We start from the raw sequence: 26,243 nt of genomic DNA, 5'->3' as shown, positions 1-26,243 counted from the left end.
TGATGCTGCCACTCAAAGCGCTGCTGCGCCTCTATCGCAGTCACCCCTGGTTGCTGCTGATGAGTCTGGCCGGGCTGGTATTGGGGGTGTCGCTGGTGGTGGCCATCGAGCTGCTCAATCACAGTGCCCGCACCAACTTCGTCGCCGCCCGCAGCCAGCTGGCAGGGGAAGCCAACTACCGGCTAGCCCCCGCTGGCGGGCTGGATGAGCAGCTCTACGTGCAGTTGGTGACCAGCCAACCCGCCCTCGATGCCATGCCCCAGCTCCATGGCTGGCTCAAGGATGAGCAGGGGCGCAGCTTTCAGCTGTTGGGGATGGATCTCTTCAACCCCGGCCCCCTGCGCCAGCTGTTTGGCGCCCAACCCGCAAGCGAGCCCGCCTTTTCCCTCAACCGCGCCGACAGCATCTGGCTGGCGGCCCCCGAAGCAGATCGCCTTGGCTGGCAAGCGGGCCAGAGCCGCCGCTTTGTCTTGGGCGGCAGCGATGGCGCCAGCGCCCGTCCCCTGACCCTGACGCTGGCAGGCACGTTTGAACCGGGCGCCGTGCCCATGGAGCGGCTGCTGATAACCGACATCGGCCTCGCCCAGCTGTTGCTGGATAAAGCGGGTCAGCTCGATCGCATCGTCTTCAAATTAAGCGAATCAGAGGCTCGCACTCTGCAGGCCACCCTGCAAACCGATTACCCAAACCAGCCTTTGTGGCTTGAGCCCATTAGCCCGGCGCTCGATGCCAGCCAGCTTGGCGATGCGCTGGCCCTCAACCTGACGGCGCTCTCATTGCTCGCCATGGCGGTGGGATTGTTTCTGGTGTTCAACGCCCAGCGATTTGTGCAGAGCGTGCGTCGCCCCCAGCTGGCCCAGTTGATCATTCTGGGGATGGGGCCGAGCCGGGTGCTCCGCTGGCTCATTCTGGAGCTGCTTATTCTCGCCACGGTAGGCACCCTGCTCGGGGTACTGCTCGGCAGCCTGTTGGCGCTGGCGCTGATGGGGCAACTGACCCAGGCGCTGGCCGATCTCTATGGGCCCAACCCCATCGATCTGTTGCGCCTCTCCCCCGTGAGCCTGCTCAAGGCACTGTTGATCGGGCTGCTCGGTACGCTGGCCGCCAACCTGCCCGGCTGGTGGCAACTGCTGCGCCAATCCCCCCTCGAATTGCGTGCCGGAAGCAGCCGTCCCCCCGCTCATCCGTGGCGACGGCGCGTGCTGGCCATCGCCATCTTGCTGCTGTGCGCTCTGTGCCTGTGGCTGCCGCAAACGGGTCTGAGTGGCGCCCTCTTTATCGCCGGCGGCTGGCTGCTGGCCATGGCGCTCTGGCTGCCCGATGCCCTGCGCGGCCTGCTTGGCTGGTTGCGACGGCGCGCGGGCGGCCCCCTCACCGCCCGGCTCGGGGTGGCCGAGACCCTCTATCATCTCGATCGCACCGCCATCGCGGTGATGGCGTTGCAGCTGGCCATCGCGGCAGCCATCGGCATCGGGGTCATGGTGTCGAGTTTTCGCTCCAGCGTGGAGATCTGGCTCGGCCAGCGTCTGGCCGCCGATCTCTATGTCACCGCCCCCAAGGGGGTGGCGGGCAACAAGGGCACCTTGAGCGACGCCACCCTTAAGACCCTGCTCGCCAATCCGCTGGTGAGCGCCGCCTCGCGACGCTCGGTTCACCCTGCCCGCTGGCAGGGGCAGCCTATCGAGTGGGCGCAGATGGACTTTATCCCCCAGCTTAAAGCGGCCTATCCGCTACTGGCCGGACGCTGGCCGACCCACCCCGACGAGGTGCTGGCGAGCGAACCGCTGACGGTGCGCCTCGGGGTCAAGGTGGGCCAGAGGTTGGCGATCAGCGGCGAGCAGGGGCCAAGACAGTTCACCGTCACCGGTGTCTATCAGGACTACGGCAGCGACAAGGGGCAGATCCTGCATGCCTTCGAGGCGGGAGCGGTGCAATCCCTCGCCCTCTTTAGCAACAACCCCGAACAGCTGGCCGACCGCCTGCGCGAGCGCTTTGGCGAGCAGCTCAATCTGCTCTCCGCCCCCGCCATCCACAGCGCAGCGCTCAAGGTGTTTGACCAGACCTTTGTGGTGACCGAGCTATTGAAACTGCTGATCCTCGGCATCGCCTTTGTCGGCATAGGCTCGGCCTTTATGGTGCTGGGGTTGTCGCGCCGTGGCGAGCTGCAGACCTTGCAGAGTCTGGGCTTGAGCCCCCGCCACTGCCGCCAGCTGCTGGTGTGGCAAGGGGCGGGGTTGGGGCTGCTCACCGCCCTGCTGGCCCTGCCGGTGGGGTATGGCCTCGCCTGGGTGCTGATCGAGGTGGTCAATCCCCGCGCCTTTGGCTGGCGCCTCGCCTTCGAGGCCGCCCCCCTTCATGCGGTCACGGCCCTGTTGCTGGCGCCGGTATGTGGCGCACTGGCCTCCTGGTATGCGGCAAGGAGAGTGGTATGAGCCAACAACCGCGAGATACGCCAGCATGCTGGCTCTCACACCTGATACGTGGCGCATTGGCCTCCTGGTATGCGGCAAGGAGAGTGGTATGAAACAGATCAAAGGGTGGCCGCTGGTGCTGGGTATGCTCTGGACGCTCTATAGCGGAGCTATCGCTGCCAGCGATCTGGGCTCCCTGCTCGGCGGCGGCAACGACAGCTTTAAAAAGGTGCAGCCGGGGCAAACCATCCAATTGCCGGAGGATCACGCCGCCCACCCCGATTACCGCTCCGAGTGGTGGTATCTCACCGGCAACCTCAAGGATGAACAGGGGCGCGAATATGGCATGCAGTGGACCCTGTTTCGCCAAGGGATCGAACAAGAGATCCGCTCCGGCAACCCCTGGCTCACCCCCCAGCTCTGGCTGGCCCAATTTGCCATCACGGATCTCGACCGTGGCAGCCACCAGCAAGATGAACGGGCCAGTCGGCAGGGGCCGGGGCTGGCGGGAGCCAGCGGAGGCCAATATTGGCTCAGGGAGTGGCGGCTTGCCTCGCAAGGGGCCGCGCTATTCCCCGCCACCCTCAAGGTGCAGAGCAAAATTGGCGAGCTGAACCTCACCGTCACTGCCGCCAAACCGCTGGTGCTGCAAGGCAAGGCCGGTTACAGCGAGAAGAGCCCGGGCAACGCCTCCTTTTACTACTCCTACCCGCGCCTCACTCTTCGCGGCACCCTGACTCGTGATGGCGAGACCCGCACCGTCACCGGCCAAGGCTGGTTTGATCACGAGTGGAGCAGCTCGGTATTGGCCGAGTGGCAATCGGGTTGGGACTGGTTTTCCCTGCAACTGGCCGATGGCCGCGAGCTGATGCTGTTTCGCCTGCGCACCAAGGCAGGCCGCGCAGAACCAGAAAACCGTTACGGTATTTTGATTGAGCGGGATGGCAGCAGCCGGGTGCTCGCCCCCGACGCGATTCGCCTCACCCCGGGCAACACCTGGCGCGACCCAAAGGGGCAGGATTACCCCGTCGAGTGGCAGCTAAACGCCGCCGGAATGAGCCTCACCATCAAAGCCCGTCAGCCCAATCAGGCCATGACAGGTCGCTTTGACTACTGGGAGGGAGCTGTCTCTGTCTCGGGGGATGCCAAGGGGGTCGGCTATCTGGAGATGACCGGCTACTGAACACCCTCGACAAACGTGGCCGGTCTACTCGATGACCTAAAAACAAATCGCTCTTATAACAAGGCATCACAGTGATATCGCCCAGCCACTCCTATCACTTGGCGCCAGTCGTCAAGGATGCCTCATCTGTTTATTTATTGAACGCCCTCATCCACTCAACCCGCAGTCAACTTGGCTCAAGTCTGATCCTCGTCAAAAAACCTTTCAAAATCCGAGCGATAACTAACTTTTCACTCACTTAAATTGATCGCCGTTTGATATCTTGCCCATGCGGCACCCGCAGCCCCAAAAGCAACCGAGGTCAGCCCATGATTTACCCATTTTCAATCTGGTTAAAAGCAGCACTCGGGGAGCTGTAACCCCGTGCGGTAGCCATCCATTTGCTAATCAACAAAGACTATTGGTAGCCCAAGTACAAAATCTGATACCGCTAAAACTATTTTTTACTTCTAGCTTAACGACATATCTGATTGCAGGATTATTTATGGACAATAAAATTCTTTTAGAAAAGGCAAAGGAGTTAATTGAATTAAAGTATGAGTTAGATACTTTAATGTCAAAAATGAACGCCATAAAACAAGATGTTATACAAGACATCAAAAAGCATGGAGCCATTAATATTGAATCTGGTAAGGTTTATTATGGTGAGTCAAAAGGTGCTGAATCATTCAGTAGAAAAAACGTTCTCCAATATTTAAGAGATACTTACGGGGATTCTTTAGCTAATCAAGTTGATGAAGATTGTACAAAACATGGAAAACCAAGAGCCATCGTTTATGTAAAAATAAATAAAGCCCCACCTGAAAATATTTAAAAAAGTTCAGATGGCTATAATAAAAAACGCCACCACAATGTTTGTTAAACATCTCATTCCCACCCCATCATCAAATGGTTTAAATAAGGACTTTTATGCCTGGAGCATTTGCACATATCACTGCCGTGAACTTTGCTATGGCCAATTCAAAGTTAGCTGGCTTGGATATGCCAAAAAAAGCTAAACTCATGCTCACTAAACACCAGAAATTCGTAGAGCTTGGTTGTGTCAGCCCTGATTATCCCTACTTGAAAATAGGTGATTCCAATCAGAACTCATGGGCCGACAAAATGCATTACGAGAAAGTAGGTATTTTTATCAAAAAAGCTATCATACTCGTCAAACAACTCTCCTCCCAAGATCAGGAAAAAGCATTTTCGTGGCTTTGTGGATTCGTAGCTCATGTGATCGCCGATATCACTATACACCCAGTAGTTGAGTTAAAAGTAGGACCTTACAATAAAAACAAGAGCCAACATCGTATATGTGAAATGAATCAAGATGCTTATATATGGCAGAAGTTAAATCTTGGCGATATTGGTTACGCTGATAGAATCAGAATGAATATAGGAACCTGCGTTGAACCCAATTGCCATGACTCACTTGACAGAGTCATACATAACTTATGGGAAGCCTGTCTAAAGGAAACTCATCCTGACCACGTAAATTTAATATCCCCAGACATAGATAAATGGCATCAAGGTTTCTTACAGGTTGTTGACCATGTGGAAGAAGGTCATAAGCTTTTTCCTTTTGCCAGACATGTAGCTGCAGAACTTGGACTCACTTATCCAGATGTAAAACATATCGATGTCTCATATATTGATAGCTTAAAAACCCCCTGTGGAATAGAGCATTATGATTCTATCTTTGAGAGAGCAGTTAGTAACATTCAAAAATATTGGTGCTATTTGGCTAAATCCATTTATGAACATGGTGAAACGGATATGTTCTTAAACTGGAATTTAGATACTGGTCATTGTGAATCACATATATTAACAGCTTGGGTATAAATATGAACTATATCTCTTTTTTGTTATTATCACTGACTTTAATCGGATGTTCATCAACAAATAGCTATGATGATGAACATATGTATGATATGTCATCCCAATTCAAAGATTTAGCTCAATCAGTAGATGGCATGGTCAAGTTTGGTGATCTTGCTGGCAAAGATGGCGATCAAGTATTGACTCAGGTCTTTCTGGAATCGCCTGAAAAAACAAAACCATTCGAAAAGTATACAATTAAAGTCGAATTACAGGGAGAAAATGCCATTCTATTGCTCTGCGAGAAAGATGTTGCACTTATAGAGGACGCAGGATGCAATGCAGTATTGGATAAACACTATTGGAATGCCCCTAAACCAAATAGTTGTAATTTTACGATAGATAGCTCAACTCTATGCAAATAAAATTTACATATAACATACCCAAGACTTTCTCATTGGTTTAATTTCTAGAGGGTTTTATTTTTTAAGAGCCACATCACATTACCAATATAAAATACATAGATCATATAATAAAACTCAAATAACAAGGAAGATTATGACTGAATGGATAGACGTAAATTCAACTGCAATTCGTCGCATTGGCTACAATGCAGAGTCTACTCAAATGTTTATTGATTTCGAAGAGAGCATTCCTGTGTATACTTTTTATAATGTTCCAGAACCCATTTTCAGGTCTTTTGTAACTGCACGTTCAGTTGGTCAATACTACCATCAGTATATAAAAGGTAGATATACGAATTAATCTATTGAAATACCGTATTTTGTGAGTGCATCTGTTTAGGTTGATTATTGGCAGCACATTTATAACGCGCTCCTTGATACAAAAACAATCTAACTTAATCTTTAGAAAACCCGTACTTTGTTGAACTCAGGAGTTATTATGTCTTTCACATATAAAGTTGATACATTTATCCCTACCGTATCAGGTTGTGGTGCGAAAGATAATGGATGGGACTCTAAACGCTGTGAACAATTTCAAGCTTTCCTTAATCAATATGCCGAAAGTGGATGGCGTTTACATTCTAGTGATTTTAGAGAAGTTACCGTCGCTGGCTGTGGGGGTGGAAAAGGAGCTTGGTTAGTCTGTGTTTTTGAGAAAGAGTTATGAAGATAATTGCAATCTTGGCTGTTCGATTTTATCAGAAACATTTACGCCATCTTCATAATAGACGGTGCATTTACACGCCTTCATGCTCTAACTATACCATTGCAGCCATTGAAAAATATGGTGTAATAAAAGGTTGCCGATACGGTTATTTACGAATAAAGCGTTGTAATGGTGCCTTATATAAAGGCGGTGAGGACTTACCTTAACAGTTAGTTACCTAAACGTCAAAGAAGTACATATTCAATTGACATTAACATTATAAAACCCCGGCAAAAAATTTTATTCCGGGGTTTCTTTCAATTATAAGGTTAAGATTATTTATTCGGCGAGTAGGCACACCACATCCTAACCGATAGAAAATAAACCACAGAAAAAATCTTTACTCAAATATCTCCAGCTCTGAGTAACAATTTAAGATAACTAGTTATTTCCTCCCGCTGCCTAGCGATTGAATAAATGCCAGGGTACGACGATTAAACTGCTCCGGCTGCTCCACATTGCAGACATGGCCGCACTGTTCGATCACCGCTAATGAGGAGCTGGCATCGCGGGCTACCTGTTCGCGCACCGGTGCCAGAAACATATGATCCTCCTCCCCCATCACATAGAGGGTGGGAATGGGCAGGGAGCGTTCGCGGAAGTAACGCATCAGGGGGTTAACCTCGGTGGCGAGGCGGAACCAGCGCTTGAACTCTTTCTGGCAGAGCTTGCGGGCTTCGCGCACAAAGAGGTTGCGCGACTCCTGATGGTGCTGGCGCGGCATGATGATGAAAGCAAACAGCCGGTAGAGCCACATATAGGGCAGGAAATGCTGGCCGAGTCGGCCCAGTTGCACCAGCACCCGCGAGCGGATATCGAGCCGCAAAATAGCGCCCCCCAGTACCATGCTTTTCACCCGCTCCGGGCAGAGCTCGGCCAGATGGCGAATAAGGATGGTGCCAAGGGAGATGCCGACAAAGTGGGCGCGGCGGATATCGAGATGATCGAGCAGCCGAACGATATCTTCGGTCACTTCCCGAAAGCTGTAGTGGCCCTTGACCACCTGTTGCAGCTGGTGAGACTGGCCGTGGCCGCGCAAGTCCAGCAGCAACACGTTGAAGTGTTCGCGATAGGCACGCAACTGCTTGAACCAGATGGAGGAGCTGCCACCGGCGCCGTGGACAAACACCACCCAATCCCGCTCGGGACCCAGTTCGAAAGTCTTGTGATACAACATCCAATAGGCTCCCTTGGTGATGGGGGGTATACTCGGCTGCGCGCATATTAACAGAACAGGCCCGCCGATAGATATGCGCCTGACATGACCCGGATCACCCCTTGCGCGAGAACCCACCATGGATTTGACCCGTTTGCGCCACTTTCTTCTGACCCTGCCGGGCGCCACCGAAGATACCCCGTTTGGCCCGGAGATCCTGGTCTACCGCATCGCGGGCAAGATGTTCGCGCTGGTGGATTGGCAGGCCGAGCCGCTCACCATCAACCTCAAATGCGAGCCCGAGCTGGCGTTGCTGCTGCGCGAGATCCACCCCGAGGTCAAACCGGGCTGGCATATGAACAAGCAACACTGGAACACAGTGACCCTGAACAGCACCTTGCCAGATGATCTGTGGCAAGGCTGGGTACACCACTCCTATGAGCGGGTTGTCGCGGGTCTGCCCAAAGCCAAACGGCCACAGGCGCCGCGCCCCCTCTCCCCCACTGACGACCCAACCTTATGACCCCAGCACTTAGCCCAGCACTTTGCATTGTCCCCCTTGGCGAGGCACATATCCCCGCTCTCGTAACCCTGTTTGAGCAGGCGGTGCGACGCAGCGGCCCCGAACACTACAGCGCCGAGCAGGTGGAGCAGTGGGCCCTCGGTTCACAACATCCGGGCTTTGTCAGCCAGCTGCGCGAGCACCACGGCTGGGTGGCGGAGCAGGCAAATGAGCCCCTCGGTTTTGTCACCCTGAGCCCCGATGGCCACCTCAGTCTGCTCTATGTCAGCGCCAACCATCAGCGCCAGGGACTGGGCAATCTGCTGCTCACCACGGCGCTCGCGGGGGCCAGAGGGCTCGGTCTGACACTCATCACCACCGAGGCCAGCGCCTTCAGTTATGAGCTATTTTTACGACATGGCTTTACGTTGACCGGGCTGGAGTGCGTGGAGCGGGGTGGAGTCAGTTTTACTCGCCATCGCCTGCACTGCTGCTTGCCAAGCTAGGGCAAGCCACTAAAATACGCTTAATTTTCGTATTGTTACTGTATTGAGGCAGCAACCATGGTGGTAGAAAGTGAAGGCTATATCTCGCTGATCGAGTATCTGGTGGAGAGTTTGGGATTGTTTGAATCCCAGCAGCAGAACGATGGTGAAGAGACCATCGAAGATCTGGTCAGTGGCCGTGTTGCCAGCAACCTGATGGCCATTTGCGAGCAAAACCCCCAGCTCGATCCCAAGGTGCGTTTCGCCATCATGCAGGAGGCCGACGCCGTGGTCGCCGACCTGGAAGAGGTGCTCTCTGCCGTCTGGCTGCGCGCCCCGACCCCGGAACAGAAAACCTTCCTCATCGAGTTTATCGATCTCATCAAGAACCTGTTCGACAGCGCCATCGGCTGATCTGCCGTCCGGCTCTCCCGCCCAACGCAAGATTTCAGAACAGCAGATAAGGAAAAGGGCCGCCTTGGTGGGCAGCCCTGCTTGCTATCATTTTCAACCCGCCAGTGCGTTCATTCATCAGGCGGTTATCAAGGCAAGAAATGTGTCTGGACTTTGCATCCGATCCCTGGACGCTACCTTGTTAGTCCCGACTGGTCGCAATAAGTTCCCTCCTCCGACCATTTATTTTCACTTTTATTAAGAAATCGACTACAAACCTGTTCAGCGGTTCAGGCTGGGCGGCAAACAGACTCCAATGCCACCCAATCCGCAGTAACCATCCGGGTTTTTCTCCAGATATTGCTGATGGTAATCCTCGGCGTAGTAAAAGGGCGCCAGCGGCAGAATGCGGGTGGTAATGGCACGGCTGTCACCGCTTGCCGCCATCGCCTGCTGATAGGCCGCCATGCTCTGCTGGGCAATGATCTGCTGGCTCTCGTCGCCATAGAAGATCACCGAGCGATACTGGGTGCCAATGTCCCCGCCCTGACGCATCCCCTGCGCCGGATCGTGCTGCTCCCAGAACAGTCTGAGCAGATCGCCGTAGCTGATGACCGCCGGATCAAACACCACCTGCACCGTCTCGGCATGGCCGGTCAGCCCGCTGCACACCTCTTTGTAAGTGGGATTCTGGGTCACACCGCCCTGATAACCGGCCGCGGTGGAATAGACGCCCGGCTGCTGCCAGAACAGGCGCTCCACGCCCCAGAAGCAACCCATGCCAAACCAGGCGATCGCCATGTTCTCGGGCCAGGGACCCTGGGTCGGGTTGCCATTCACCGCATGCTGCTGACCAATCACCATCGCTTCGCGTCGTCCCGGCAGGGCATCTGCCGGTGAAATAATCTGTTCCATGAATTCTGTCCTTGTATAAAACTCTGTGAAATCACACAGCTGACGAAAAGGAGCATCGAAGATAGCAGTTTATCGCGCCGGATCAACCGACGGGCCCCTCCCCGCTCGCTCCGGCGGCCGTCTGCGCTTCCTGCCACCTGTTCCCAATCCGCACGGCCAAGCCGCTCCTCATAGACCAGAAACGGCCAAAATCAATATTTAGTCTTGATTTGTGAATTAATTTTCATATATTGAGCCAATCGCTGTTTTTTTATGGAAGAAATATCAAGTGCGTGAACGCGAACCCAGTCTGGTCAATGCCTTCCGGCAATCCACCCCCTATGTCAATGTGCATCGGGGTGCCACCTTTGTGCTGATGATGGGGGGAGAAGCCATCTGCCACCCCAACTTCGCCAATATCGTCAGCGATATCGCCCTGCTGCAGACACTGGGCATACGCCTGGTGCTGGTGTTTGGTTCACGTCCGCAAAACGATGAAGCACTGGCCCGCGCCGGTATCGAGGCCCAGTACCACAAGCGGATCCGGGTCACCGATGACGAGAGTTTCACCATCATCAAACAAGTGTGTGGCGGCCTGCAATATGACATCACCGCCCAACTCTCCATGGGGCTCGCCAATACCCCCATGCAGGGAGCGCGGATCAGCGTGGTGAGCGGCAACTTCGTCACCGCCCAGCCGCTCGGTGTGGATGATGGCATCGACTTTTGCCACAGCGGCCGGGTGCGCCGCATCGACGTGGAGGGGATCACCCGCCAGCTCGATCAGAAGAGTCTGGTGCTCATCTCCCCCATCGGCTGCTCGGTCACCGGCGAGAGCTTCAACCTGAGCTCGGAAGAAGTGGCCCGCCGGGTGGCGGTCGATCTCAAGGCGGACAAGCTCATCTGCTTTAGCAGCACCCAGGGGGTAATGGACCGCCACGGCGAAGCCATCTCCGAGCTCTTCCCCGAGCAGGCCGAAGAGCTGCTGGTGGAGCTGGAGCAGGCGGGAGAAGAGATGTCCGGCACCGCCCGCTATCTGCGCGCGGCCATTGCCTCCTGCCGCGGCGGGGTGCCCCGCTCCCATCTGGTGAGCTATCAGGATGATGGCGCCATGCTGCAGGAGCTGTTCAGCCGCGACGGCCTCGGCACCCAGATCGTGCGGGAAAGTGCCGAGCAGGCCCGCGCCGCCACCATCGAGGATATCGGCGGCATTCTGGATCTCATTCGCCCGCTGGAAGAAGAGGGCATTCTGGTACGCCGCTCCCGCGAGCAGCTGGAAATGGAGATCGACAAGTTCACCATCATAGATCGCGATGGCCTGATCATCGGCTGCGCGGCCCTCTACTGCTTTATGGAAGAGGCGATGGCGGAGATGGCCTGCGTCGCCATCCACCCCGACTATCGCAACTCCAACCGGGGGGATCAGCTGGTGGCCAAGGTGGCCGAGCGGGCCAAGCGCCTCGGCATCCGTCGCCTGTTCGTGCTTACCACCCGCTCCATCCACTGGTTCCGGGAGCGGGGCTTCGATCCGCTGGAGGTGGAAGATCTGCCGGTGGCACGCCAGCGTCTCTACAACTGGCAGCGGCGTTCCAAGGTTTTGTCAAAGACCATTGCCTAAGTCATTGATCCTGCGTTGAGTTAGCTGACAATTTGAACTTTTTCACAAACTCGATTGACAGTGCAATCCAACGCAGGGTATTTCTAAATGCACTCCACCGCCCTGGTGGAGCCAGAAGAGGAGCGCTGCCCAGGCAGCCCAAGGGAGGACGCCAGCGTCCGGTGAACTTGGGTCAGGGGGAGCAGCGCCGAGACGAGTGAGGAGACTGGTAACCTCAACGTCGGCTGCGGGGGCTGAATCCCCCGGGTTGTCATCGGTAGTGATCATCCCCCACCGCGCCCTGTCAGGGGCGGTACGGGATGGGCTCTGCAGGTGGAGTGCTTCTGGCCGGGATAGCTTCGTTCATTCCTGCCATTTTCAGCCTCCTCCTCTCTTTTTTGCCCGATGGAACCGGAATCTTAAAATAAGACAGGAGTAAGCAATGAGCCCGATCAATGTCGCCAAGTTTGGCGGAACCAGTGTCGCCAACTTCCCGGCCATGAATCACTGCGCCGACATCGTGCTGGCCAATCCCGCCACCCGGGTGGTGGTGCTGAGCGCCAGCGCCGGTGTCACCAACCTGCTGGTCGCTCTGGCACAAGGGGAGCTGGACGAAGCGGGCCGCGACGAGCAGCTGGCCAAACTGGCCGGGATCCAGCAGGCCATTCTGGCCGATCTCGGCAACCCCGTTGATGTGAGCGCCCTCATTCATGGCCAGCTGGACGAGATCCGCCTCATGGCCCAGCAAGCCCACCAGCATACCGATGCAGAGCTGGCCGATCGCCTCATCGCCTGCGGCGAGCTGATGTCTACCCGCCTCTTTACCGAGCTGCTGCGCCAGCGCGGCGTCAAGGCCCACTGGCAGGATGTGCGCCAGCTGATGCGCACCGACAGCCGCTTTGGCAAGGCCACCGTCGATCTGGCCACTACCCGTACCCTCTGCCAGCAGACGCTGGGCCCGCAGCTTGGCGACAGTCTCATCATCACCCAGGGCTTTATCGGTGCTGATGGCGATGGCCGCACCACCACGCTGGGGCGCGGCGGCTCTGACTACAGCGCAGCCCTGCTCGCCGAAGCGCTCGATGCCGCCAGTATCGAGATCTGGACCGATGTGCCCGGCATCTACACCACGGATCCGCGCCTCGTCACCCGCGCCCGCCCCATTCCCGAAATCAGCTTTGTCGAAGCGGCCGAGATGGCCACTTTCGGCGCCAAGGTGCTCCACCCGGCCACCCTGCAACCGGCGGTGCGCCAGAATATTCCGGTGTTTGTCGGCTCCGCCAAGGATCCTGCCGCCGGTGGTACCTGGATCCGCGCCAGCACAGATTCAAGCCCGCTGTTTCGCGCCGTCGCCCTGCGCCGCCAGCAGGTGCTGGTGACCCTGCACAGCCTCAACATGTTCCACGCCTACGGCTTTCTGGCCGAAGTGTTCGGCATTCTGGCCCGTCACCGCATCTCGGTCGACCTCATCACCACGTCGGAGGTGAGCGTATCGCTGACGCTGGATCACACCGGCAGCCAGAGCAACGGCGAACCGATCCTGAGCGACAAGGTACTGGCCGAGCTGGGCCAGCTTTGCAAGGTGGAGGTGGAAACCGGTCTGGCACTGGTGGCGCTCATCGGCAACCGGATGAGCGAAGTGAACGGCGTTGGCAGTCAGGTCTTTGACGCCCTGCGCGAGCACAACATCCGGATGATCTGCTACGGCGCCAGCGCCCACAACCTCTGCTTTCTGGTCAAGGAGAGCGAGGCGGGCAATATCGTCAACCGCCTCCATCAGGAGCTGCTGGACTGATCCTCACCCGAGGCAATTCCGGCCATGCAACAGGGCGCCAGCAAGGCGCCCTGTTCATTTGTATTTCGCAGATGTGTTGGCTCAGGCAAGGCTGGTGGCAGGCAGCTGACAGGCGACGGCTTCGCGGCGCAGCTGCTGCAAGCGGGCCAGCAGCCCGGTCTGGCCCAGCTCAGTCTCCTGAGGCGAGAGATTGTCCACCAGCAGCGGATAGTGATCCGTCACCGCCTGCATCAACCAGTCGAGGCGACGCAGGGTGAGCGGGCCGCAGCTCTGGCCGCTCAGATCATCGGCCACATCGAGACGGTGGCTGCGATACATGTCCCGCCACCAGTTGGCGACCAGCGCCTCGTCGCTCGCCAGCGCGGCACTCCACTCCCCTTGCAGGGCATGCAGGCGGGCCAGCACGGGCGCGCTGGCCCCTTCACGGATCAGGTGGTGGATCTCCCGTTTCACCCATTTCAGGCAGAGTTCACGCCAGTAGCGAAATTGCGGCAGAGGATCGGCCTCATCGAGCCAGAGTCCGGAGAGGGTGCGGGTCTCCAGTCGCTCCGGCACATGGAACTGCGGGTCGACCAGACCGTTGGAGTTGTATTCAAAGCGGGGATCGAAGGTCCACATATAGCCAAAGTCGAACACGCAGATCTGCTCGCCGTCATCGAGCAGGTTGCCCGGGCTCGGGTCCCAGTCAAACCAGCCCCAGCGGGCCAGCTCACCCTGCACCTCCAGCATCTGGGCCAGATTGCGCTCGTTGAGCTGATGGACCGGCACACCCCGCAACCAGGGGGAGACCAGCACACCGGCGCGCGCCGAGCCGAAGCTGGTGCAGACCACGTGGGAGAGGACAGTAGGGTGCAGCTCGCGCAGCGCCTCGATTTCGCGCCGCCGCTCCAGCTCGGTCAGAAAGGCAGTCTTGCCATCGAGGTTGGCCACCAGCGAATCCTGACGGCGCCGCTTGAGGCACCAGTGATGCCCCTCCACCTTGAGGTGAAACACCTCGGCGGTGAGACCGTGGCGATAGACCTTGACCACAGCCGGATGGCTATCCTTCAGCTTGACCAGTTGGGCCAGCGGCAGCGGGCAGTCGCGCTCGCGTCCGATCCGGATCTCTTCCTTGCTCTCCAGCATGCGCAGCAATCTGGCCTGACGTGCCATCACTTTGGGATTCATACATGTACCTCCAGTCGCTATCGAGAGACTAAACAGCAGATCCCTCCCAAGCCAGTGGCAAAACCCCATGATGACGCTTTCATCACATATTCCGAACAACCCCTCGATCGGGATCACAATTTGCAAGGTTGAGCTGTAACCAAATATTCATTAAGTGGTCATTAAATTGACAAGCTGAAACAAGGCCCGCACCATCGGGTCAAACTCTATGCGGATGAACGATCTCTCCCTCACTCGCTCAAAGGATGAGCTTATATGAATCGCCCCTCCTCAGGCCGCCCCCGCGTCCTGAGTCTGCCCTCTCTGCTGCTTGCCCTGCTGGGCGGATTGCTGCTGCTGACCCTGTTGTTGCCGCTGATCAATCCCGGCAGCTGGCTGGGCCGTGCCCAGCCGCTGGTGCTGGGCCCCGCCGACAATCCGCTGGCCACCCTCACCCGCCACGCCCTGCTCTATAAAAGCGACAGCCGCGGCCTCTATCTGGTGGTACGGAGTCAGTGGCAGTTGCGAGGGCCATTGCAAGCGGGGGACAAGGTGCGGGTAGAGCTGCTCAACGACAAGGGGGAGCGGATTGACCAGCTGAGTCAAGCGGTGGATAAGCGTCAGGTGTGCCGCAATAACCGCTGTACTCTGGATCTCAACAGCACCCTGCGCGCCCCGGACGATGCCCTTGATAGCCGCTATCAGTTGCGCATCGGTCTGCTGCTCAAGGATCGCCCCGAGAGCGGCGATTTCAGCCAGATCCTGCAAACCCTGCCGGAGCAGGGCTTCAACCTCACCTATCTGGTGGTGAGCCTGACCCTGGTGCTGGCCCTGAGCGCCGCCGTGCTCAAGACGGTGCTGCCAAAGCTGCGCCGCAGCCTGCGCTGGCGGATCATCGGCAGCCTGCTGCTCGGCAACCTCACCTTCGTGCTGCTGCACGGCTTCGTAGTGTTCAAGCTGGGGGAGTTTCTGCTCTGGTCAGGCTTTCGGCCGGAGCACTACTATCTCGCCTGGGGCAGCATGGTGCTGGGCTGGAGCCTCTGCGCGCTGGCGGGCTTCAACCTCTATATGGGGCTGGTCTTTACCGCGCTTTCCGGTATAGGCCTGCTCGCCAACTTTATGAAGATCGCCATCTACGGCGTGCCGCTCGGCGGGGACGATTTTGGCAACCTGCTGGCGCTGCTGCGGATCCTGCTCGACCAGCACCCCATCCTGCCCATCTTCACCGTGTTGCTGGCACTGCTGCTCTGCTGGCGCTTTGCCCTGTCGCGCTGGGTGTTGCGCACAGCCGCCGCCACCGCTGCCTTCTTTGCCCTGTGCGTGTTTGCCACCCAGACCGGCAACAAGCTGCTGGGGGCCAACATTCGCTACGTGGATCGCGCGGTCAACTACCACAGGGACATCATCCGCTCCGGCCCCGGCCTCTATCTGTTCAATCTGGTGGACGAGATGTTGCAAAGCGGCAGCGTGTTTCGCTACCCCTTGCAGATCAACGAGCTGGCCCCGCAGCTGAGCTATCCGCCCCAGGGCATAGCGCCGCGCTGGGATCTGGTGATCGTGCTGCAATATGAGTCGCTCTGGCTCGACTGGAAGGGGCGGATCTGCGCCCCGGCTCCCACCCTCTCCCTGCCCGCCAGCGTGCAGCAGTGGCAAAAAACCATCCACTCCCCCACCACCGGCGGTATGACGGTGCTGGCGGAGTTCGAGATGAACACCGGCCTGCCGGTGGGCTTGCTCAAGCAGGGGGTGGTGCCCTACTACTACCTCTCGCAGCAGGTGCCGGGGCTGGCCCAGAGCGCAAGAAAGAGTGGCTACCAGACCCTGTTCGCCCACCCTTATGTGGAAAAATTCTGGGGCCGCGCCAAAGCGATCCCGGCGCTCGGCTATGAGGAGCGCTGGTTCGACACCCGCTTCACCACCCTCGAGCACAAGGGGCTCTATATCTCCGATGATGCGCTGATCGACCACATACTCAAGCGCAGCGAACAGGATGACAAACCGCTGTTTGCCTATGCGGTCACCATGCAGGGGCACGGCCCCTTCGATGGCCCCCGCTATCAGGGGCAGGAGCGCAGCGGCGCCTGCCCGAACCAGAGCGAGAGCGACACCCAGCTGCTCAACACCTATTACACAGGGGTGGTGGATGCCATGGCCTCGCTGGAGCGGCTGCTCAAGACCCTAGACCAGTCTGACAAGCGCTATCTGGTGGTGGCCTTTGGCGATCACCAGCCGTTTTTGATGTCCGCCGGCAAGGGGATTACGGTGACAAGCCGGCGCGCGATACCACCTACCAGATCCCCATGATGGCCTTTGCCCGCGCCGATGATCCCCTCAATCTGGCGACCCAGTTTGCGCCGGTGCGCCAGCTCTACCAGATGGGTCAGGCCACCCGCCAGCTGCTGGCGGGGGATATCACCCCCATCGAAGAAAAACCCCTGCTCCATCCGGTGCTGGGCGAGGAGAAAGGGTTCGACCCTTCAAGCCTGGTGCCGCAGATCCGCGCCAGCTTCCGGCCCGATGCCCTGCCCTGATCCCTCCACACAAAAACAGACAAGGCCGCATCCGCGGCCTTGTTGTTGGACTTTCATTTCGCCCTCATTCTGCTCGCCACCATGGCTCCAGTAGCGTGAGCTGCTGGCGGTCGAGATCGAGCTCCACCTCGATGCCCAGCGGCAGCATGGGGTGGGTATGGGCGCAGTCAAACTCCGCCAGAATGGGGAAGTTCGGCTCCCCCACCACCTCCAGCAGGATATCGAGGGGGCACTTGCCGCTCCCCTGCTCGTTGAACAACTCGTGCTTGCCGAGGATAAGCGCGCCGATCCGATCAAACACCCCGCACAACTTGAGGTGGGCGAAGGAGCGCTCCAGCGTCTCGGCTGATTTCAGGCTGTCCTCCAACAGCAGAATGTCGCCGCACTCGATGGCCGGCATATAGGGAGAGCCCCAGATCCCCGCCATGGTGTTGAGGTTGCCGCCAATCAGCCGTCCCTCAACCCGGCCTGAGCCCACCGAGATCAGCCGATTGGGCTGGCACTGCTTGGTCCGGGTCTGGTTCTCCCAGTCCAGCCGTTCATCGCTCCATTGCGCCGGGGTGGGCAGCGTGCAGGGGACGCCAGCTTCGTCGGCCAACGCAATCTGTAAAAAACTGGCCAGCGTCTCATCCACCAGAGGCGGCAACTCGCCAAAGGAGGCCACCAGCGCCGGGCCATAGAAGGTAACCAGGCCAGTTTGGGCGTGGATGCCGAGCAGCAGCGCCGTCACATCGGAGTAGCCGACGATGATCTTGGGGTCGCGCCTCAGCGCCTCAAAATCGAGGTAGGGCAGCAGGGAATTGGAGTTGCTGCCGCCAATCACCGACATGATGCAGCGTACTTCTGGGTCGCGAATAAGGGCGTTGAGCTCCTCGGCCCGCGCGGCAATGGAGCCGGAGCGCCAGTGATCCTGCTGGCCGGTGAGGCTGCCCGCCTTGAGCCTAAAGCCCTGCCCCTCAAGAAAGGCTTTTGCGCGGGCAAAACGGTTGGGTACCCAGGCGGTCGCCGCGCTGGAAGGGGAGAAAAAAGCGATGGTATCGCCACGTCGGAGCCGCGGGGGAACCAATAACGTCATGACACACTCATCCTTGCCAATATCCAGCCATCACAGAGTCGTTGAGACTCCTACACAACCCCTTTGATCACAACAGGTTTATCACCATCGTTTAGAAATACAAAACACTTGATTCATTATTAACAGATATTCTAAACACCATCCCCTTCCTAGAATGACCTCATTGCGATGGCCAACCCCGGTTGGTTGTCAGAACGGTCGGCCTGACAGCCCGAGCGCTCTCTTTCCCACTTTTTCTCTCTGACTTATCAATGAGGTGCCTGTCATGAACAAAAACGCATCCCCCAGCGCATTGGTTGTAGAAGGCGGCGCCATGCGCGGCATATTTGCCAGCGGCGTGCTGGATGCGTTTATCGAGCATGACTATCGCCCCTTCGACTTCGCCATCGGCGTCTCGGCGGGCGCGACCAACCTGTTGGCCTATCTCGCCAGCCAGCATGGCCGCAGCCACGAGATCCTGACCAAACTGGCGTGCAGCCAGCAGTTTATGGATCCCCTGCGCTTTGCCAAGGGGGGCAATCTGGTGGATATCCACTGGCTGTGGCACACCAGCTGCAGCAAGTATCCCCTCGACATTCACGCCTACCGGGAGACCGGTATCCCCTTCTATGCGGTGGTGACCAATACCCTGACCGGCAAGGCGGAGTACATCCGGGTCAAGCCGGAAAACATGAACGAGGTGCTGCCCGCCAGCTGCGCCATTCCCCTCGCCTCCCACGAATACCCGGAGGTACACGGGGTGCCGATGACAGATGGGGGGGTGGCCGACTCTATCCCGGTGATCGAGGCCTACCGCCGCGGTGCCCGTCACCTGACGGTGATCCTCTCCGAGCCCCTTGGCTATCGGCTCAAGCCGATGCCCTTCCCCTGGATGATCCGTACCCTGCTCAAGACCCGCCCCGCGCTGGCACAGGCGCTGGAGCAGCGGGATCGCAGCTACAACGAGGCGCTCGATTTTATCGCCAATCCGCCGGAGGACTGCCAGATCGAGGTGATCGCCCCGGCCGACTACTTCCCCGTTTCCCGTTTTACCCGCGATATCAACAAGCTGGAGATGGGATACGTGATGGGCAAGTGCGCAGGCTATCAGGCAGCCCTGCTCAATTGACAAGGGTTTTACAGGCATGACCCGACCTGCCGCGACGCACGCGCCGCCAACACAATAACAATCGGGTCAGTTGAGCAACATGAGTCATAAAAACAGACCGTGGCGAGGCAAGCGCGGCCAGAACCGGTGTCAGACACCCTGACCGGCCCTCTCCTCATCCCTATGCCAGGGCATCTCACCCTCATACAAGGTGTTTATTTATGTCGTTTCTTCTCACCCATCCCGCGCTGGCGCAGCTGTTCGAGCGGCTGCTGCCCGATTACCGGATCATGGCGCCCGCGGCCGAATATCGGGGCGGCCGCTTCTCCGACACCGACAACGTCACCTACCACAGCATCCGCCATCCGGCCGATCTGGTGTGGCAGGAGAAGTCCCACTTCTCCCCGAAAGAGGTGGTGCTCCCCATCACCCAGACCCTGTTCCACTTCGACAATCTGGAGCTGCGCGAATCAAAGGTGGAGGCCAAGCCCACCCTGCTGTTCTTGCGCAGCTGTGATATCCACGCTCTGCGCAGGCTGGATCAGGTCTACCTGAAAAACGGCCAGAACAGCGACGTCTACTACGCCAGACTGCGCAGCAAGCTCAAGCTGGTACTGCTGGAGTGCCGCGAGAGCTTCGAGAACTGCTTCTGCGTCTCCATGGGCAGCAACGAGACCCGGGACTACGCCGCCGCCATTCGTCTGAGCGATGAGGGTGCCCGCATCGAGGTAAAGGATCCCGAGCTGCTCGGCTACTTTGCCGAGCTCGGTGAATCCGATGACTTCACCCCGGAGTTTGTCCAGAGCAACCCGGTCAAGGTACGCACCCCGGACAGCGTCTGTGACGACCCCCAGCGGATCCGCCAGATCCTCACCGCCCATCCGGTCTGGGCCGAGTACGACAGCCGCTGCATCGGCTGCGGCCGCTGTACCACCTCCTGCCCGACCTGCAGCTGCTACAGCGTGCACGACCTCACCTATGCGGAGAACCCCCAGCAGGGCGAGCGCCGTCGCCAGTGGGCCAGCTGCATGGTGGATGGCTTCAGCGACATGGCAGGTGGCCACGGTTTTCGCGCCAAACATGGCGAGCGCCTGCGTTATCGCGCCCTGCACAAGGTCAACGACTACAAGGCCCGTCAGGGAGAGGAGCACATGTGCGTCGGCTGTGGCCGCTGCGACGATCGCTGCCCTCATTACATCTCCTTTAGCAACATCATCAACAAGATGACCGATGTGGTCGAACAGACCATCGCAGCCGACAACGCGCAGGGGGCGAACTGATATGTGCCAGTGCCAGCAAACCGCAACAGCAGAACCGCAGCAGGACATGGTCGAAAACCGCCTGCTGCCCAAGGCCTACACCATTCTGGCCATCGAGCGTCACACCGAGCTGGAGTGGAACTTTCGGGTATCACGCGACTTTGATGTCCACTACGGCCAGTTTGTGGAGATCTCCCTGCCCACCGTCGGCGAAGCGCCCATTTCGGTCTCCGACTATGGCGATGGCTATGTGGATCTGTTGATCCGCAAGGTCGGCAAGGTGACCGATGCGCTGTTTGCCCTCGATGTGGGCGACAAGGTGTGGATGCGCGGCGTCCACGGCAACGGCTACCCGCTGGAGACCTACCGCAACCAGCACCTCATCGTGGTGGCGGGCGGTACCGGCGTCGCGCCGGTCAAGGGGCTGCTGCGCCGCTTCAGCAAACATCCGGAAGAGGTGAAGTCACTCGACATGATCCTCGGCTTCAAGAACGAGCAGGCGGTGCTCTATCGCCACGAGATGCCGCTCTGGGCCGAGCAGCAGAACCTCATCGTCACCCTGGACGAGGGCAAGGAGAGCGAGCAGTTTCGCATCGGCCGGGTCACCGACTACATCGACCAGCTGGATCTCGCTGACAAGGAGGATATCCAGGTGATCGTGGTCGGCCCCCCCATCATGATCCGCTTCGTGGTGCTCGCCTTCCTCGAACGGGGCATCCCCAAGGATCGCATCTGGGTCGACTACGAACGCCGCATGGCCTGCGCCGTGGGCAAGTGTGGCCACTGCCGGATGGGCGACACCTATATCTGCGTGGATGGACCGGTCTTTCGTTTTGACCAGGCCCAGCATCTGATCGACTGAGGGAGAACACCATGAGTCTCGATATCGACATCATCAAGGCCCGCGCCAAGAACGAATACCGCCTCTCCAAGGTGCGCGGCGAAGCGATGATCAGCGTACGCATTCCCGGCGGGATCATGCCCGCCCACCTGCTGGCAGTGGCCCAGCAGATCGCCGAACAGTATGGCAACGGCCTGATCCACCTCACCACCCGCCAGAAGCTGGCGATGCCCGGCATCAAGTATCAGGACATGGACAAGGTCAACGCCGCCCTCGAACCCTTTATCAAGGAGATCGAGGTGGAGACCTGCGGCATCGAGGTAGAAGACACCCAAGCCGGTTACCAGACCATCGGCGGGCGCAACATCGTCGCCTGTCAGGGCAACACCATCTGCCAGAAGGGCAATATCGACTGCACCGGGCTGGCCCAGCGGATGGAGAAACACCTCTACCCCAACCCCTATCACCTCAAGATGGTGATCGCCGGCTGCCCCAACGACTGCGCCAAGGCCAACATGGCCGACTTCGGCATCCTCGGCATCGCCAAAATCCACTTCAATGCCGAGCGCTGCATCGGCTGCGGCGCCTGCGTCAAGGCATGCAGCCACCACGCGGTGGATTGCCTCGCCATCAAACATGGCAAGGCGGTCAAAGAGGAGAGCAAGTGCATCGGCTGTGGCGAGTGCGTGCTGGCCTGCCCGACCCTGGCCTGGCAGCGGGATCCCAAGCAGCTCTACATGGTCAAGCTGGGAGGACGCACCAGCAAGAAGACGCCTCGTACCGGCAAGCTGTTCCTCAACTGGGTGACCGAAGAGGTGCTGCATGCGGTGATCAAGAACCTGTTCGAGTTCGAGGCCGAGATGCTGGATGGCAAACCCATCTACCTGCACATGGGTCACCTTATCGACCGGGCCGGTTATCACAAGTTCAAGGAGCGGGTGCTGCGCGGCGTCACCCTCAATCCGGAAGCCATGGTCGCTGACCGTATCTTCTGGGCCGAAGATCAGTACGTCGCCAACATGCACGTCAAAGCGGTGCAATAGGAAAAACCTCGTTTGGGGAAGCGTGATCAAGTGGCCGACACCGGTGGGGATCTGTCGTTGGCCCGGGCGTAGATCACCCTTCCCCTTTTTTATTCCCGTCGGGGGATCTTTCCCCCGACCATCCGGGGTGCGTCACGGCGCGCCCTGCTATCTCGCCCGGCGCGGCATTGCGAGCGGGCCAGCATCCGGAGCCTGTTATGGACTTTCTCCCTCTCTTCTGTCAGCTGCAAAACAAGCCGGTCCTGATCGTCGGCGGCGGTGAGGTGGCGGTGCGCAAGGCGCGCCTGCTGCTCGATGCCAAGGCGAAGATCACCATCAATGCCCCGCATCTGGAACCCCAGCTGATGAGCTGGGCCGAGCAGGGTCGCCTGACCGTCTGCGCCGCCGATTTTCATCCCGAACTGCTCGATGGCAAGTGGTTGGTGATCGCCGCCACCAACCAGCCCAAGGTCAACCAGCAGGTCTTCAACGAAGCGAATCTGCGCCAGATCTTCTGCAATGTGGTGGACTCTCCGGCCCACTGCAGCGCCATCATGCCCGCCATCATCGACCGCTCGCCGCTGATGGTGGCCATCTCCAGCGCAGGTTCGGCGCCGGTTCTAAGCCGCCAGCTGCGGGAAAAACTCGAAGCCATGCTGCCGCAACACCTCGGCCAGCTCGCGGCGCTGGCGGGCAAGCTGCGCGAGCGGGTCAAACTCATTCCGGACAAGCTAGCCCGCCGCCGCTTCTGGGAGCGGCTCTTTAGCCATGAGCGACTGGCATGCCAGCTGGCGCGCGGCCAGCAGCAAGCTGCCGAACAGAGCGTCTCCGAGCTGCTCGATGAGCAACCACAGAGCAAGGGAAGCGTGACCCTGGTGGGCGCCGGCCCCGGCGATGCGGGACTGCTTACCCTGAGCGGTCTGCAGCAGTTGCAGCAGGCGGATGTGGTGGTCTATGACCGACTGGTCTCGCAGGAGGTATTGGCGCTTGTTCGCCGGGATGCCGAGCGGATCTTTGTCGGCAAGGAGGCGGGCCGCCACTGCGTGCCCCAGCAGGCGATCAACCAGCTGTTGCTGGAACAAGCGCAGCTGGGCAAACAGGTGGTGCGGCTCAAGGGGGGCGATCCCTTTATCTTTGGCCGGGGTGGCGAGGAGCTGGAAACCCTGGCCGAGGCGGGCATCCCCTTCTCGGTGGTACCGGGCATTACGGCAGCCTCAGGCTGCGCCGCCTACAGCGGCATTCCCCTCACCCACCGCGATCACGCCCAGCGGGTGCAGTTCATCACCGGCCACGACAAGGAGGGCAATATCGCCTAGGAGTGGTCGGCGCTGGCCGCCCCACGCCAGACCCTGGTCTTCTACATGGGGCTGGCCCACGCCGCCCGCATTCAGGATGCGCTGCAAACCCACGGCATGCCCGGTCACACCCCGGTGGCGCTGGTGGAACAAGGCACCCAGCTCAGTCAGCGGGTGGTGCGCGGCGAGCTGCAGCAGTTGGCCGAACTGGCCCGTCAGGTGAAGAGCCCGAGCCTCATCATCATCGGCTCGGTGGTCACTCTGGCCGACAAGCTGGACTGGTATGGGGAAGCCAACGCCATCCACGGCATCTAACCCCGCACGGCTATCACCCAATAGAGACAACAAAACAGAGAGCGGCCATGCCGCTCTCTGTTTTTTGCATCAATGACCAAGCCGTGGCACGGCGCGTCTGTTACTCGAGCCGGATGGGGCCGGTGTTCTGAACATCGCTGTCATTCCAGTCGCTCTCATCGCGAATACGCGGATCCCCCTGCAAGGTGTAGAGGATGGTGCCCTGACGAAACTGCAGCGCGCCATCGGCCCGTTTCGCCTTCACCTTGACTCCGTTGACCCACACCTGCTCCTTGCCATCCACCTGAATATTGGCCACCGTGGCGCCGGTCTCGCGGTTTTTGGCGATCCACTTGCCCTGATAGGGCGAGTCCCCCTTGGCCATAGGCAGTGCGGCGGCCTTGCCCGCCGACCAGGCGTGCACGGTGCAAAAGCCATGAGCCCGGCGATCATGCTTGATGACGTAATCCAGGGTGGGTTCGCTGGCGGGCAGATCGAAGGTGATCCCGATGACCACCTTGCCGTTTGTGGCCGAATAGGCGGCGGGCGCCAGTGTTTTCAGGGTCGCCTTCTTGCCATTGATAAAGACGTTGCCCCCTTGTGACTTGACCCGGATGTCGGTGGGACAAGTGGCGCTGAAATTGGGCTGCGCCGCGAGGGCACTGCCGGCATGGGCTGTCATGGCCAAGATGACAAGGGTCAGCAGAGCAGGTTTTTGATTCATAGTGATACGCCTTCAAGAGAAGAGAACCTCGTCCGTGAGCGGTGTCGTTCCTGATGGCGGCACTCTAGCTTGGCCCTCTCGGGCCACCCAGTTAAAAAAAATAAAACCGGTCAGTGGAATTATTAATAAATATAAACATTTAAAATCAATGGGTTAAGAAATATTCCCGCCAGCCGCCACGTATCAGACAGGCAATAAAAAAGCCGATAACCCGGTTATCGGCTCATTGCCCATGAAGACGCTGGAGCCCTATCAGACCACCACGGCGGTGCCACTGATGCTGACCATCAGCATGCTGCCATTTTGCCCCACCACCTCGTAGTCGATATCGATGCCGACCACCGCATTGGCGCCAAGGGCGGCGGCACGCTCTTTCAGCTCATCGAAGGCGATCTCGCGGGCACGGGCCAGCTCTTTTTCATAGGCGCCGGAGCGGCCGCCGATGATGTCGCGGATCCCGGCAAAGAGATCCTTGAAAATGTTGGCGCCGAGAATGGCTTCGCCAAGCACGATGCCGCGGTATTCACGAATGCTTTTGCCTTCCAGCGTGGGGGTCGTCGAGAGGATCATCTTGAACTCCTGTGAGTAGCAGAAGGGCTCAGACTACCCCAACTGCCCGAAAATCCCAACCGGGGGTGGCCTGTACGACGCCGTCCTTAAAAATCACGACAGCCAGATAAAAAAAACACCGCGCACGGGGCGCGGTGTTTTTTTCAGAGGGCCATTGCCAACGGCAAGCCGTCACGGATTGTAAGAGACCACCGAGCCACTGAGGCCGGTCATCTGGGAGATCCGCCCCTGCATCCCCTGCAGTTTGGCCTTGGAGACATCCGGTCCGATAAAGACACGGTTGAGCTGACCCTGCACCGGTGTGCGCGGCGAGGTATGGGCAGAGTAGCCCGCCGCCCGCAGCTTGCTCACCAGCGCGTTGACGCTGTCGACGTTCTTGAAGGCGCCAAGCTGAAGGATCCAGCTGCCCTGGGCCGGTGCCGCAGCAGGCGCGGGAGTGGTCGGCTGGGTCATCTTGCTTTCAATCAGGTCGTCGAGGGACTTGATCTGACCCGCCTGCGGCTTGGCCGGTGCGGGCGCCTTGGCCACTTCAACCGGTTTGGCTGGCGTCGGCTTGGGTGCTGGCTTGGGCGGTTCGACCGGTTTTTTGGCCACCACTTCCGGCTTGGGCTGTGGCTTGGGTTGGGCATTCTGCTGCGGCTGGACCGGCGCCGGTGCGGCAGGGGTTGTCGCCGGCTGCGCACCGTTGCCCTGGCCGGCGAGGGTCATGGGGTCAGCCACCTCTTCCACTTGCCACTGTTGGGCCGCAGAGGCCTGTTGCTGGCTGGCCAGATGATCGGCGGGCAGGCTGCTGGCTGCCGAGACCTGCAGCGCAGGCTTGGCAGGCTCCAGCTCGGGGCGCAGCGGGATCTTGGCAAAGGCCTCCTCCTTTTGTGCCAGCTTGTGACCATCCAACAAGTCCGGCAGGAAAATAACAACCAGGGCCACCAGGATGACGGTGCCCACCAGACGGTTTTGAAACTTCGAGGCCAAGTTGAATCCTACCTTTACGTAACTCAATATGCGATTTG

The 26,243-nt window shown here is 58.7% G+C and carries 24 protein-coding genes, 2 pseudogenes and 1 riboswitch; of the genes and pseudogenes, 19 read left to right on the top strand and 7 right to left on the bottom strand.

Features of this window, described 5'->3' with window-relative positions:
- Positions 1-2: 2 nt before the first annotated feature.
- From ACTG2B_RS08525 to yidD, 8 genes are all read left to right on the top strand, one after another.
- Positions 3-2,432: an FtsX-like permease family protein gene (locus ACTG2B_RS08525; RefSeq protein ID WP_439995518.1), complete on the top strand. Its 2,430-nt coding sequence runs from the start codon at positions 3-5 to the stop codon at positions 2,430-2,432.
- An 88-nt stretch (positions 2,433-2,520) separates the two neighbouring features.
- Complete coding sequence (locus ACTG2B_RS08520) at positions 2,521-3,594, top strand: lipocalin-like domain-containing protein (protein ID WP_439995517.1); 1,074 nt, start codon at positions 2,521-2,523, stop codon at positions 3,592-3,594.
- 484 nt (positions 3,595-4,078) lie between these two features.
- Positions 4,079-4,408, top strand: coding sequence for a hypothetical protein (locus ACTG2B_RS08515; protein WP_139734627.1), 330 nt, complete (start codon positions 4,079-4,081; stop codon positions 4,406-4,408).
- A 95-nt stretch (positions 4,409-4,503) separates the two neighbouring features.
- Positions 4,504-5,421 (top strand): zinc dependent phospholipase C family protein, encoded by a 918-nt coding sequence (locus ACTG2B_RS08510; RefSeq protein WP_139734626.1) that lies wholly within the window; start codon positions 4,504-4,506, stop codon positions 5,419-5,421.
- A gap of 2 nt (positions 5,422-5,423) precedes the next feature.
- A complete protein-coding gene (locus tag ACTG2B_RS08505) occupies positions 5,424-5,822 on the top strand; it encodes a hypothetical protein (protein WP_129503843.1) in 399 nt (132 codons plus the stop codon).
- 133 nt (positions 5,823-5,955) lie between these two features.
- Positions 5,956-6,162 carry a KTSC domain-containing protein gene (locus ACTG2B_RS08500; protein ID WP_129503842.1) on the top strand — a complete coding sequence of 69 codons (207 nt, stop codon included), beginning with the start codon at positions 5,956-5,958 and terminating at the stop codon, positions 6,160-6,162.
- A gap of 138 nt (positions 6,163-6,300) precedes the next feature.
- Complete coding sequence (locus ACTG2B_RS08495) at positions 6,301-6,528, top strand: DUF4177 domain-containing protein (RefSeq protein ID WP_439995516.1); 228 nt, start codon at positions 6,301-6,303, stop codon at positions 6,526-6,528.
- The gene (gene yidD / locus ACTG2B_RS08490; protein ID WP_129503840.1) at positions 6,525-6,734 is read left to right on the top strand and encodes a membrane protein insertion efficiency factor YidD; all 210 of its coding nucleotides are present in this window, start codon (positions 6,525-6,527) and stop codon (positions 6,732-6,734) included. The genes ACTG2B_RS08495 and yidD overlap by 4 nt, the downstream gene beginning before the upstream one ends.
- A 218-nt stretch (positions 6,735-6,952) precedes the next feature.
- On the opposite strand, the gene ACTG2B_RS08485 is transcribed toward yidD, so the two are convergent.
- The gene (locus ACTG2B_RS08485; protein ID WP_040066426.1) at positions 6,953-7,744 is read right to left on the bottom strand and encodes an alpha/beta fold hydrolase; all 792 of its coding nucleotides are present in this window, start codon (positions 7,742-7,744) and stop codon (positions 6,953-6,955) included.
- Between the two features lie 118 nt (positions 7,745-7,862).
- On the opposite strand from ACTG2B_RS08485, the gene ACTG2B_RS08480 reads away from it, so the two are divergent.
- The 3 genes from ACTG2B_RS08480 to ACTG2B_RS08470 are packed head-to-tail and all read left to right on the top strand — an operon-like array spanning position 7,863 to position 9,124.
- Entirely contained in the window at positions 7,863-8,246 is a 384-nt protein-coding gene (locus ACTG2B_RS08480; protein ID WP_005333730.1) for an MmcQ/YjbR family DNA-binding protein, read from the top strand.
- A complete protein-coding gene (locus tag ACTG2B_RS08475; protein WP_429018071.1) occupies positions 8,243-8,731 on the top strand; it encodes a GNAT family N-acetyltransferase in 489 nt (162 codons plus the stop codon). The genes ACTG2B_RS08480 and ACTG2B_RS08475 overlap by 4 nt, the downstream gene beginning before the upstream one ends.
- 57 nt (positions 8,732-8,788) lie before the next feature.
- Positions 8,789-9,124 (top strand): DUF3802 family protein, encoded by a 336-nt coding sequence (locus ACTG2B_RS08470; RefSeq protein ID WP_005333735.1) that lies wholly within the window; start codon positions 8,789-8,791, stop codon positions 9,122-9,124.
- A 261-nt stretch (positions 9,125-9,385) separates the two neighbouring features.
- On the opposite strand, the gene msrA is transcribed toward ACTG2B_RS08470, so the two are convergent.
- Entirely contained in the window at positions 9,386-10,018 is a 633-nt protein-coding gene (gene msrA, locus ACTG2B_RS08465; protein ID WP_005333739.1) for a peptide-methionine (S)-S-oxide reductase MsrA, read from the bottom strand.
- A 268-nt stretch (positions 10,019-10,286) separates the two neighbouring features.
- Between msrA and argA the strand changes: the two genes are divergently transcribed.
- Complete coding sequence (gene argA / locus ACTG2B_RS08460) at positions 10,287-11,615, top strand: amino-acid N-acetyltransferase (RefSeq protein ID WP_265776050.1); 1,329 nt, start codon at positions 10,287-10,289, stop codon at positions 11,613-11,615.
- Positions 11,616-11,722: 107 nt separating this feature from the next.
- A riboswitch (Lysine riboswitch) is annotated at positions 11,723-11,946 on the top strand.
- A gap of 90 nt (positions 11,947-12,036) precedes the next feature.
- Positions 12,037-13,389, top strand: coding sequence for a lysine-sensitive aspartokinase 3 (gene lysC, locus ACTG2B_RS08455; protein ID WP_047438909.1), 1,353 nt, complete (start codon positions 12,037-12,039; stop codon positions 13,387-13,389).
- A gap of 81 nt (positions 13,390-13,470) precedes the next feature.
- Here lysC and ACTG2B_RS08450 read toward each other — a convergent pair whose 3' ends face one another.
- Positions 13,471-14,556, bottom strand: coding sequence for a hypothetical protein (locus tag ACTG2B_RS08450; protein WP_005333743.1), 1,086 nt, complete (start codon positions 14,554-14,556; stop codon positions 13,471-13,473).
- A 255-nt stretch (positions 14,557-14,811) separates the two neighbouring features.
- On the opposite strand from ACTG2B_RS08450, the pseudogene ACTG2B_RS08445 reads away from it, so the two are divergent.
- Positions 14,812-17,066: pseudogene (locus ACTG2B_RS08445) on the top strand (LTA synthase family protein).
- Between the two features lie 64 nt (positions 17,067-17,130).
- Here the strand turns inward: ACTG2B_RS08445 and ACTG2B_RS08440 are convergent.
- The gene (locus tag ACTG2B_RS08440) at positions 17,131-18,141 is read right to left on the bottom strand and encodes a S66 family peptidase (protein ID WP_438402034.1); all 1,011 of its coding nucleotides are present in this window, start codon (positions 18,139-18,141) and stop codon (positions 17,131-17,133) included.
- Between the two features lie 265 nt (positions 18,142-18,406).
- Here ACTG2B_RS08440 and ACTG2B_RS08435 point away from each other — a divergent pair, with 265 nt between their 5' ends.
- The 5 genes and pseudogenes from ACTG2B_RS08435 to cysG all read left to right on the top strand — a co-directional run bounded on the left by ACTG2B_RS08435 (position 18,407) and on the right by cysG (position 23,960).
- Positions 18,407-19,249, top strand: a complete 843-nt coding sequence (locus tag ACTG2B_RS08435; RefSeq protein WP_270794282.1) for a patatin-like phospholipase family protein — start codon at positions 18,407-18,409, stop codon at positions 19,247-19,249.
- Between the two features lie 200 nt (positions 19,250-19,449).
- Positions 19,450-20,508: an anaerobic sulfite reductase subunit AsrA gene (asrA, locus tag ACTG2B_RS08430; protein ID WP_040066436.1), complete on the top strand. Its 1,059-nt coding sequence runs from the start codon at positions 19,450-19,452 to the stop codon at positions 20,506-20,508.
- 1 nt (position 20,509) lies between these two features.
- Positions 20,510-21,349, top strand: a complete 840-nt coding sequence (gene asrB, locus ACTG2B_RS08425; protein WP_139740358.1) for an anaerobic sulfite reductase subunit AsrB — start codon at positions 20,510-20,512, stop codon at positions 21,347-21,349.
- Between the two features lie 11 nt (positions 21,350-21,360).
- Entirely contained in the window at positions 21,361-22,371 is a 1,011-nt protein-coding gene (gene asrC / locus ACTG2B_RS08420) for a sulfite reductase subunit C (RefSeq protein ID WP_058056676.1), read from the top strand.
- 197 nt (positions 22,372-22,568) lie between these two features.
- Positions 22,569-23,960, top strand: a pseudogene (gene cysG, locus ACTG2B_RS08415) (siroheme synthase CysG).
- Between the two features lie 100 nt (positions 23,961-24,060).
- Here the strand turns inward: cysG and ACTG2B_RS08410 are convergent.
- From ACTG2B_RS08410 to dedD, 3 genes are all read right to left on the bottom strand, one after another.
- Positions 24,061-24,663 (bottom strand): hypothetical protein, encoded by a 603-nt coding sequence (locus tag ACTG2B_RS08410; RefSeq protein ID WP_439995515.1) that lies wholly within the window; start codon positions 24,661-24,663, stop codon positions 24,061-24,063.
- Between the two features lie 252 nt (positions 24,664-24,915).
- On the bottom strand, positions 24,916-25,233 hold the full coding sequence (locus tag ACTG2B_RS08405) for a heavy metal-binding domain-containing protein (protein ID WP_439995514.1): 318 nt from the start codon (positions 25,231-25,233) through the stop codon (positions 24,916-24,918).
- A 171-nt stretch (positions 25,234-25,404) separates the two neighbouring features.
- A complete protein-coding gene (gene dedD, locus ACTG2B_RS08400) occupies positions 25,405-26,205 on the bottom strand; it encodes a cell division protein DedD (RefSeq protein ID WP_005352757.1) in 801 nt (266 codons plus the stop codon).
- Positions 26,206-26,243 lie beyond the last annotated feature (38 nt).

This window comes from Aeromonas sp. 30P, from assembly GCF_051919805.1.
GTDB classification, from domain to species: Bacteria; Pseudomonadota; Gammaproteobacteria; order Enterobacterales; family Aeromonadaceae; genus Aeromonas; species Aeromonas veronii.
The sequence above is the reverse complement of the archived record's forward strand: the minus strand, read 5'-3'. Positions and strand labels throughout refer to the sequence as shown.

Coding starts and splice junctions, on each gene's coding strand:
- ACTG2B_RS08525 (WP_439995518.1), top strand. CDS start 3: ATGCTGCCACTCAAAGCGCTGCTGCGCCTCTATCGCAGTCACCCCTGG.
- ACTG2B_RS08470 (WP_005333735.1), top strand. CDS start 8,789: ATGGTGGTAGAAAGTGAAGGCTATATCTCGCTGATCGAGTATCTGGTG.
- yidD (WP_129503840.1), top strand. CDS start 6,525: ATGAAGATAATTGCAATCTTGGCTGTTCGATTTTATCAGAAACATTTA.
- lysC (WP_047438909.1), top strand. CDS start 12,037: ATGAGCCCGATCAATGTCGCCAAGTTTGGCGGAACCAGTGTCGCCAAC.
- ACTG2B_RS08410 (WP_439995515.1), bottom strand. CDS start 24,663: ATGAATCAAAAACCTGCTCTGCTGACCCTTGTCATCTTGGCCATGACA.
- ACTG2B_RS08405 (WP_439995514.1), bottom strand. CDS start 25,233: ATGATCCTCTCGACGACCCCCACGCTGGAAGGCAAAAGCATTCGTGAA.
- msrA (WP_005333739.1), bottom strand. CDS start 10,018: ATGGAACAGATTATTTCACCGGCAGATGCCCTGCCGGGACGACGCGAA.
- ACTG2B_RS08505 (WP_129503843.1), top strand. CDS start 5,424: ATGAACTATATCTCTTTTTTGTTATTATCACTGACTTTAATCGGATGT.
- ACTG2B_RS08435 (WP_270794282.1), top strand. CDS start 18,407: ATGAACAAAAACGCATCCCCCAGCGCATTGGTTGTAGAAGGCGGCGCC.
- ACTG2B_RS08475 (WP_429018071.1), top strand. CDS start 8,243: ATGACCCCAGCACTTAGCCCAGCACTTTGCATTGTCCCCCTTGGCGAG.
- asrA (WP_040066436.1), top strand. CDS start 19,450: ATGTCGTTTCTTCTCACCCATCCCGCGCTGGCGCAGCTGTTCGAGCGG.
- ACTG2B_RS08515 (WP_139734627.1), top strand. CDS start 4,079: ATGGACAATAAAATTCTTTTAGAAAAGGCAAAGGAGTTAATTGAATTA.
- ACTG2B_RS08480 (WP_005333730.1), top strand. CDS start 7,863: ATGGATTTGACCCGTTTGCGCCACTTTCTTCTGACCCTGCCGGGCGCC.
- ACTG2B_RS08520 (WP_439995517.1), top strand. CDS start 2,521: ATGAAACAGATCAAAGGGTGGCCGCTGGTGCTGGGTATGCTCTGGACG.
- ACTG2B_RS08510 (WP_139734626.1), top strand. CDS start 4,504: ATGCCTGGAGCATTTGCACATATCACTGCCGTGAACTTTGCTATGGCC.
- ACTG2B_RS08485 (WP_040066426.1), bottom strand. CDS start 7,744: ATGTTGTATCACAAGACTTTCGAACTGGGTCCCGAGCGGGATTGGGTG.
- ACTG2B_RS08440 (WP_438402034.1), bottom strand. CDS start 18,141: ATGACGTTATTGGTTCCCCCGCGGCTCCGACGTGGCGATACCATCGCT.
- ACTG2B_RS08500 (WP_129503842.1), top strand. CDS start 5,956: ATGACTGAATGGATAGACGTAAATTCAACTGCAATTCGTCGCATTGGC.
- ACTG2B_RS08450 (WP_005333743.1), bottom strand. CDS start 14,556: ATGAATCCCAAAGTGATGGCACGTCAGGCCAGATTGCTGCGCATGCTG.
- asrC (WP_058056676.1), top strand. CDS start 21,361: ATGAGTCTCGATATCGACATCATCAAGGCCCGCGCCAAGAACGAATAC.
- asrB (WP_139740358.1), top strand. CDS start 20,510: ATGTGCCAGTGCCAGCAAACCGCAACAGCAGAACCGCAGCAGGACATG.
- ACTG2B_RS08495 (WP_439995516.1), top strand. CDS start 6,301: ATGTCTTTCACATATAAAGTTGATACATTTATCCCTACCGTATCAGGT.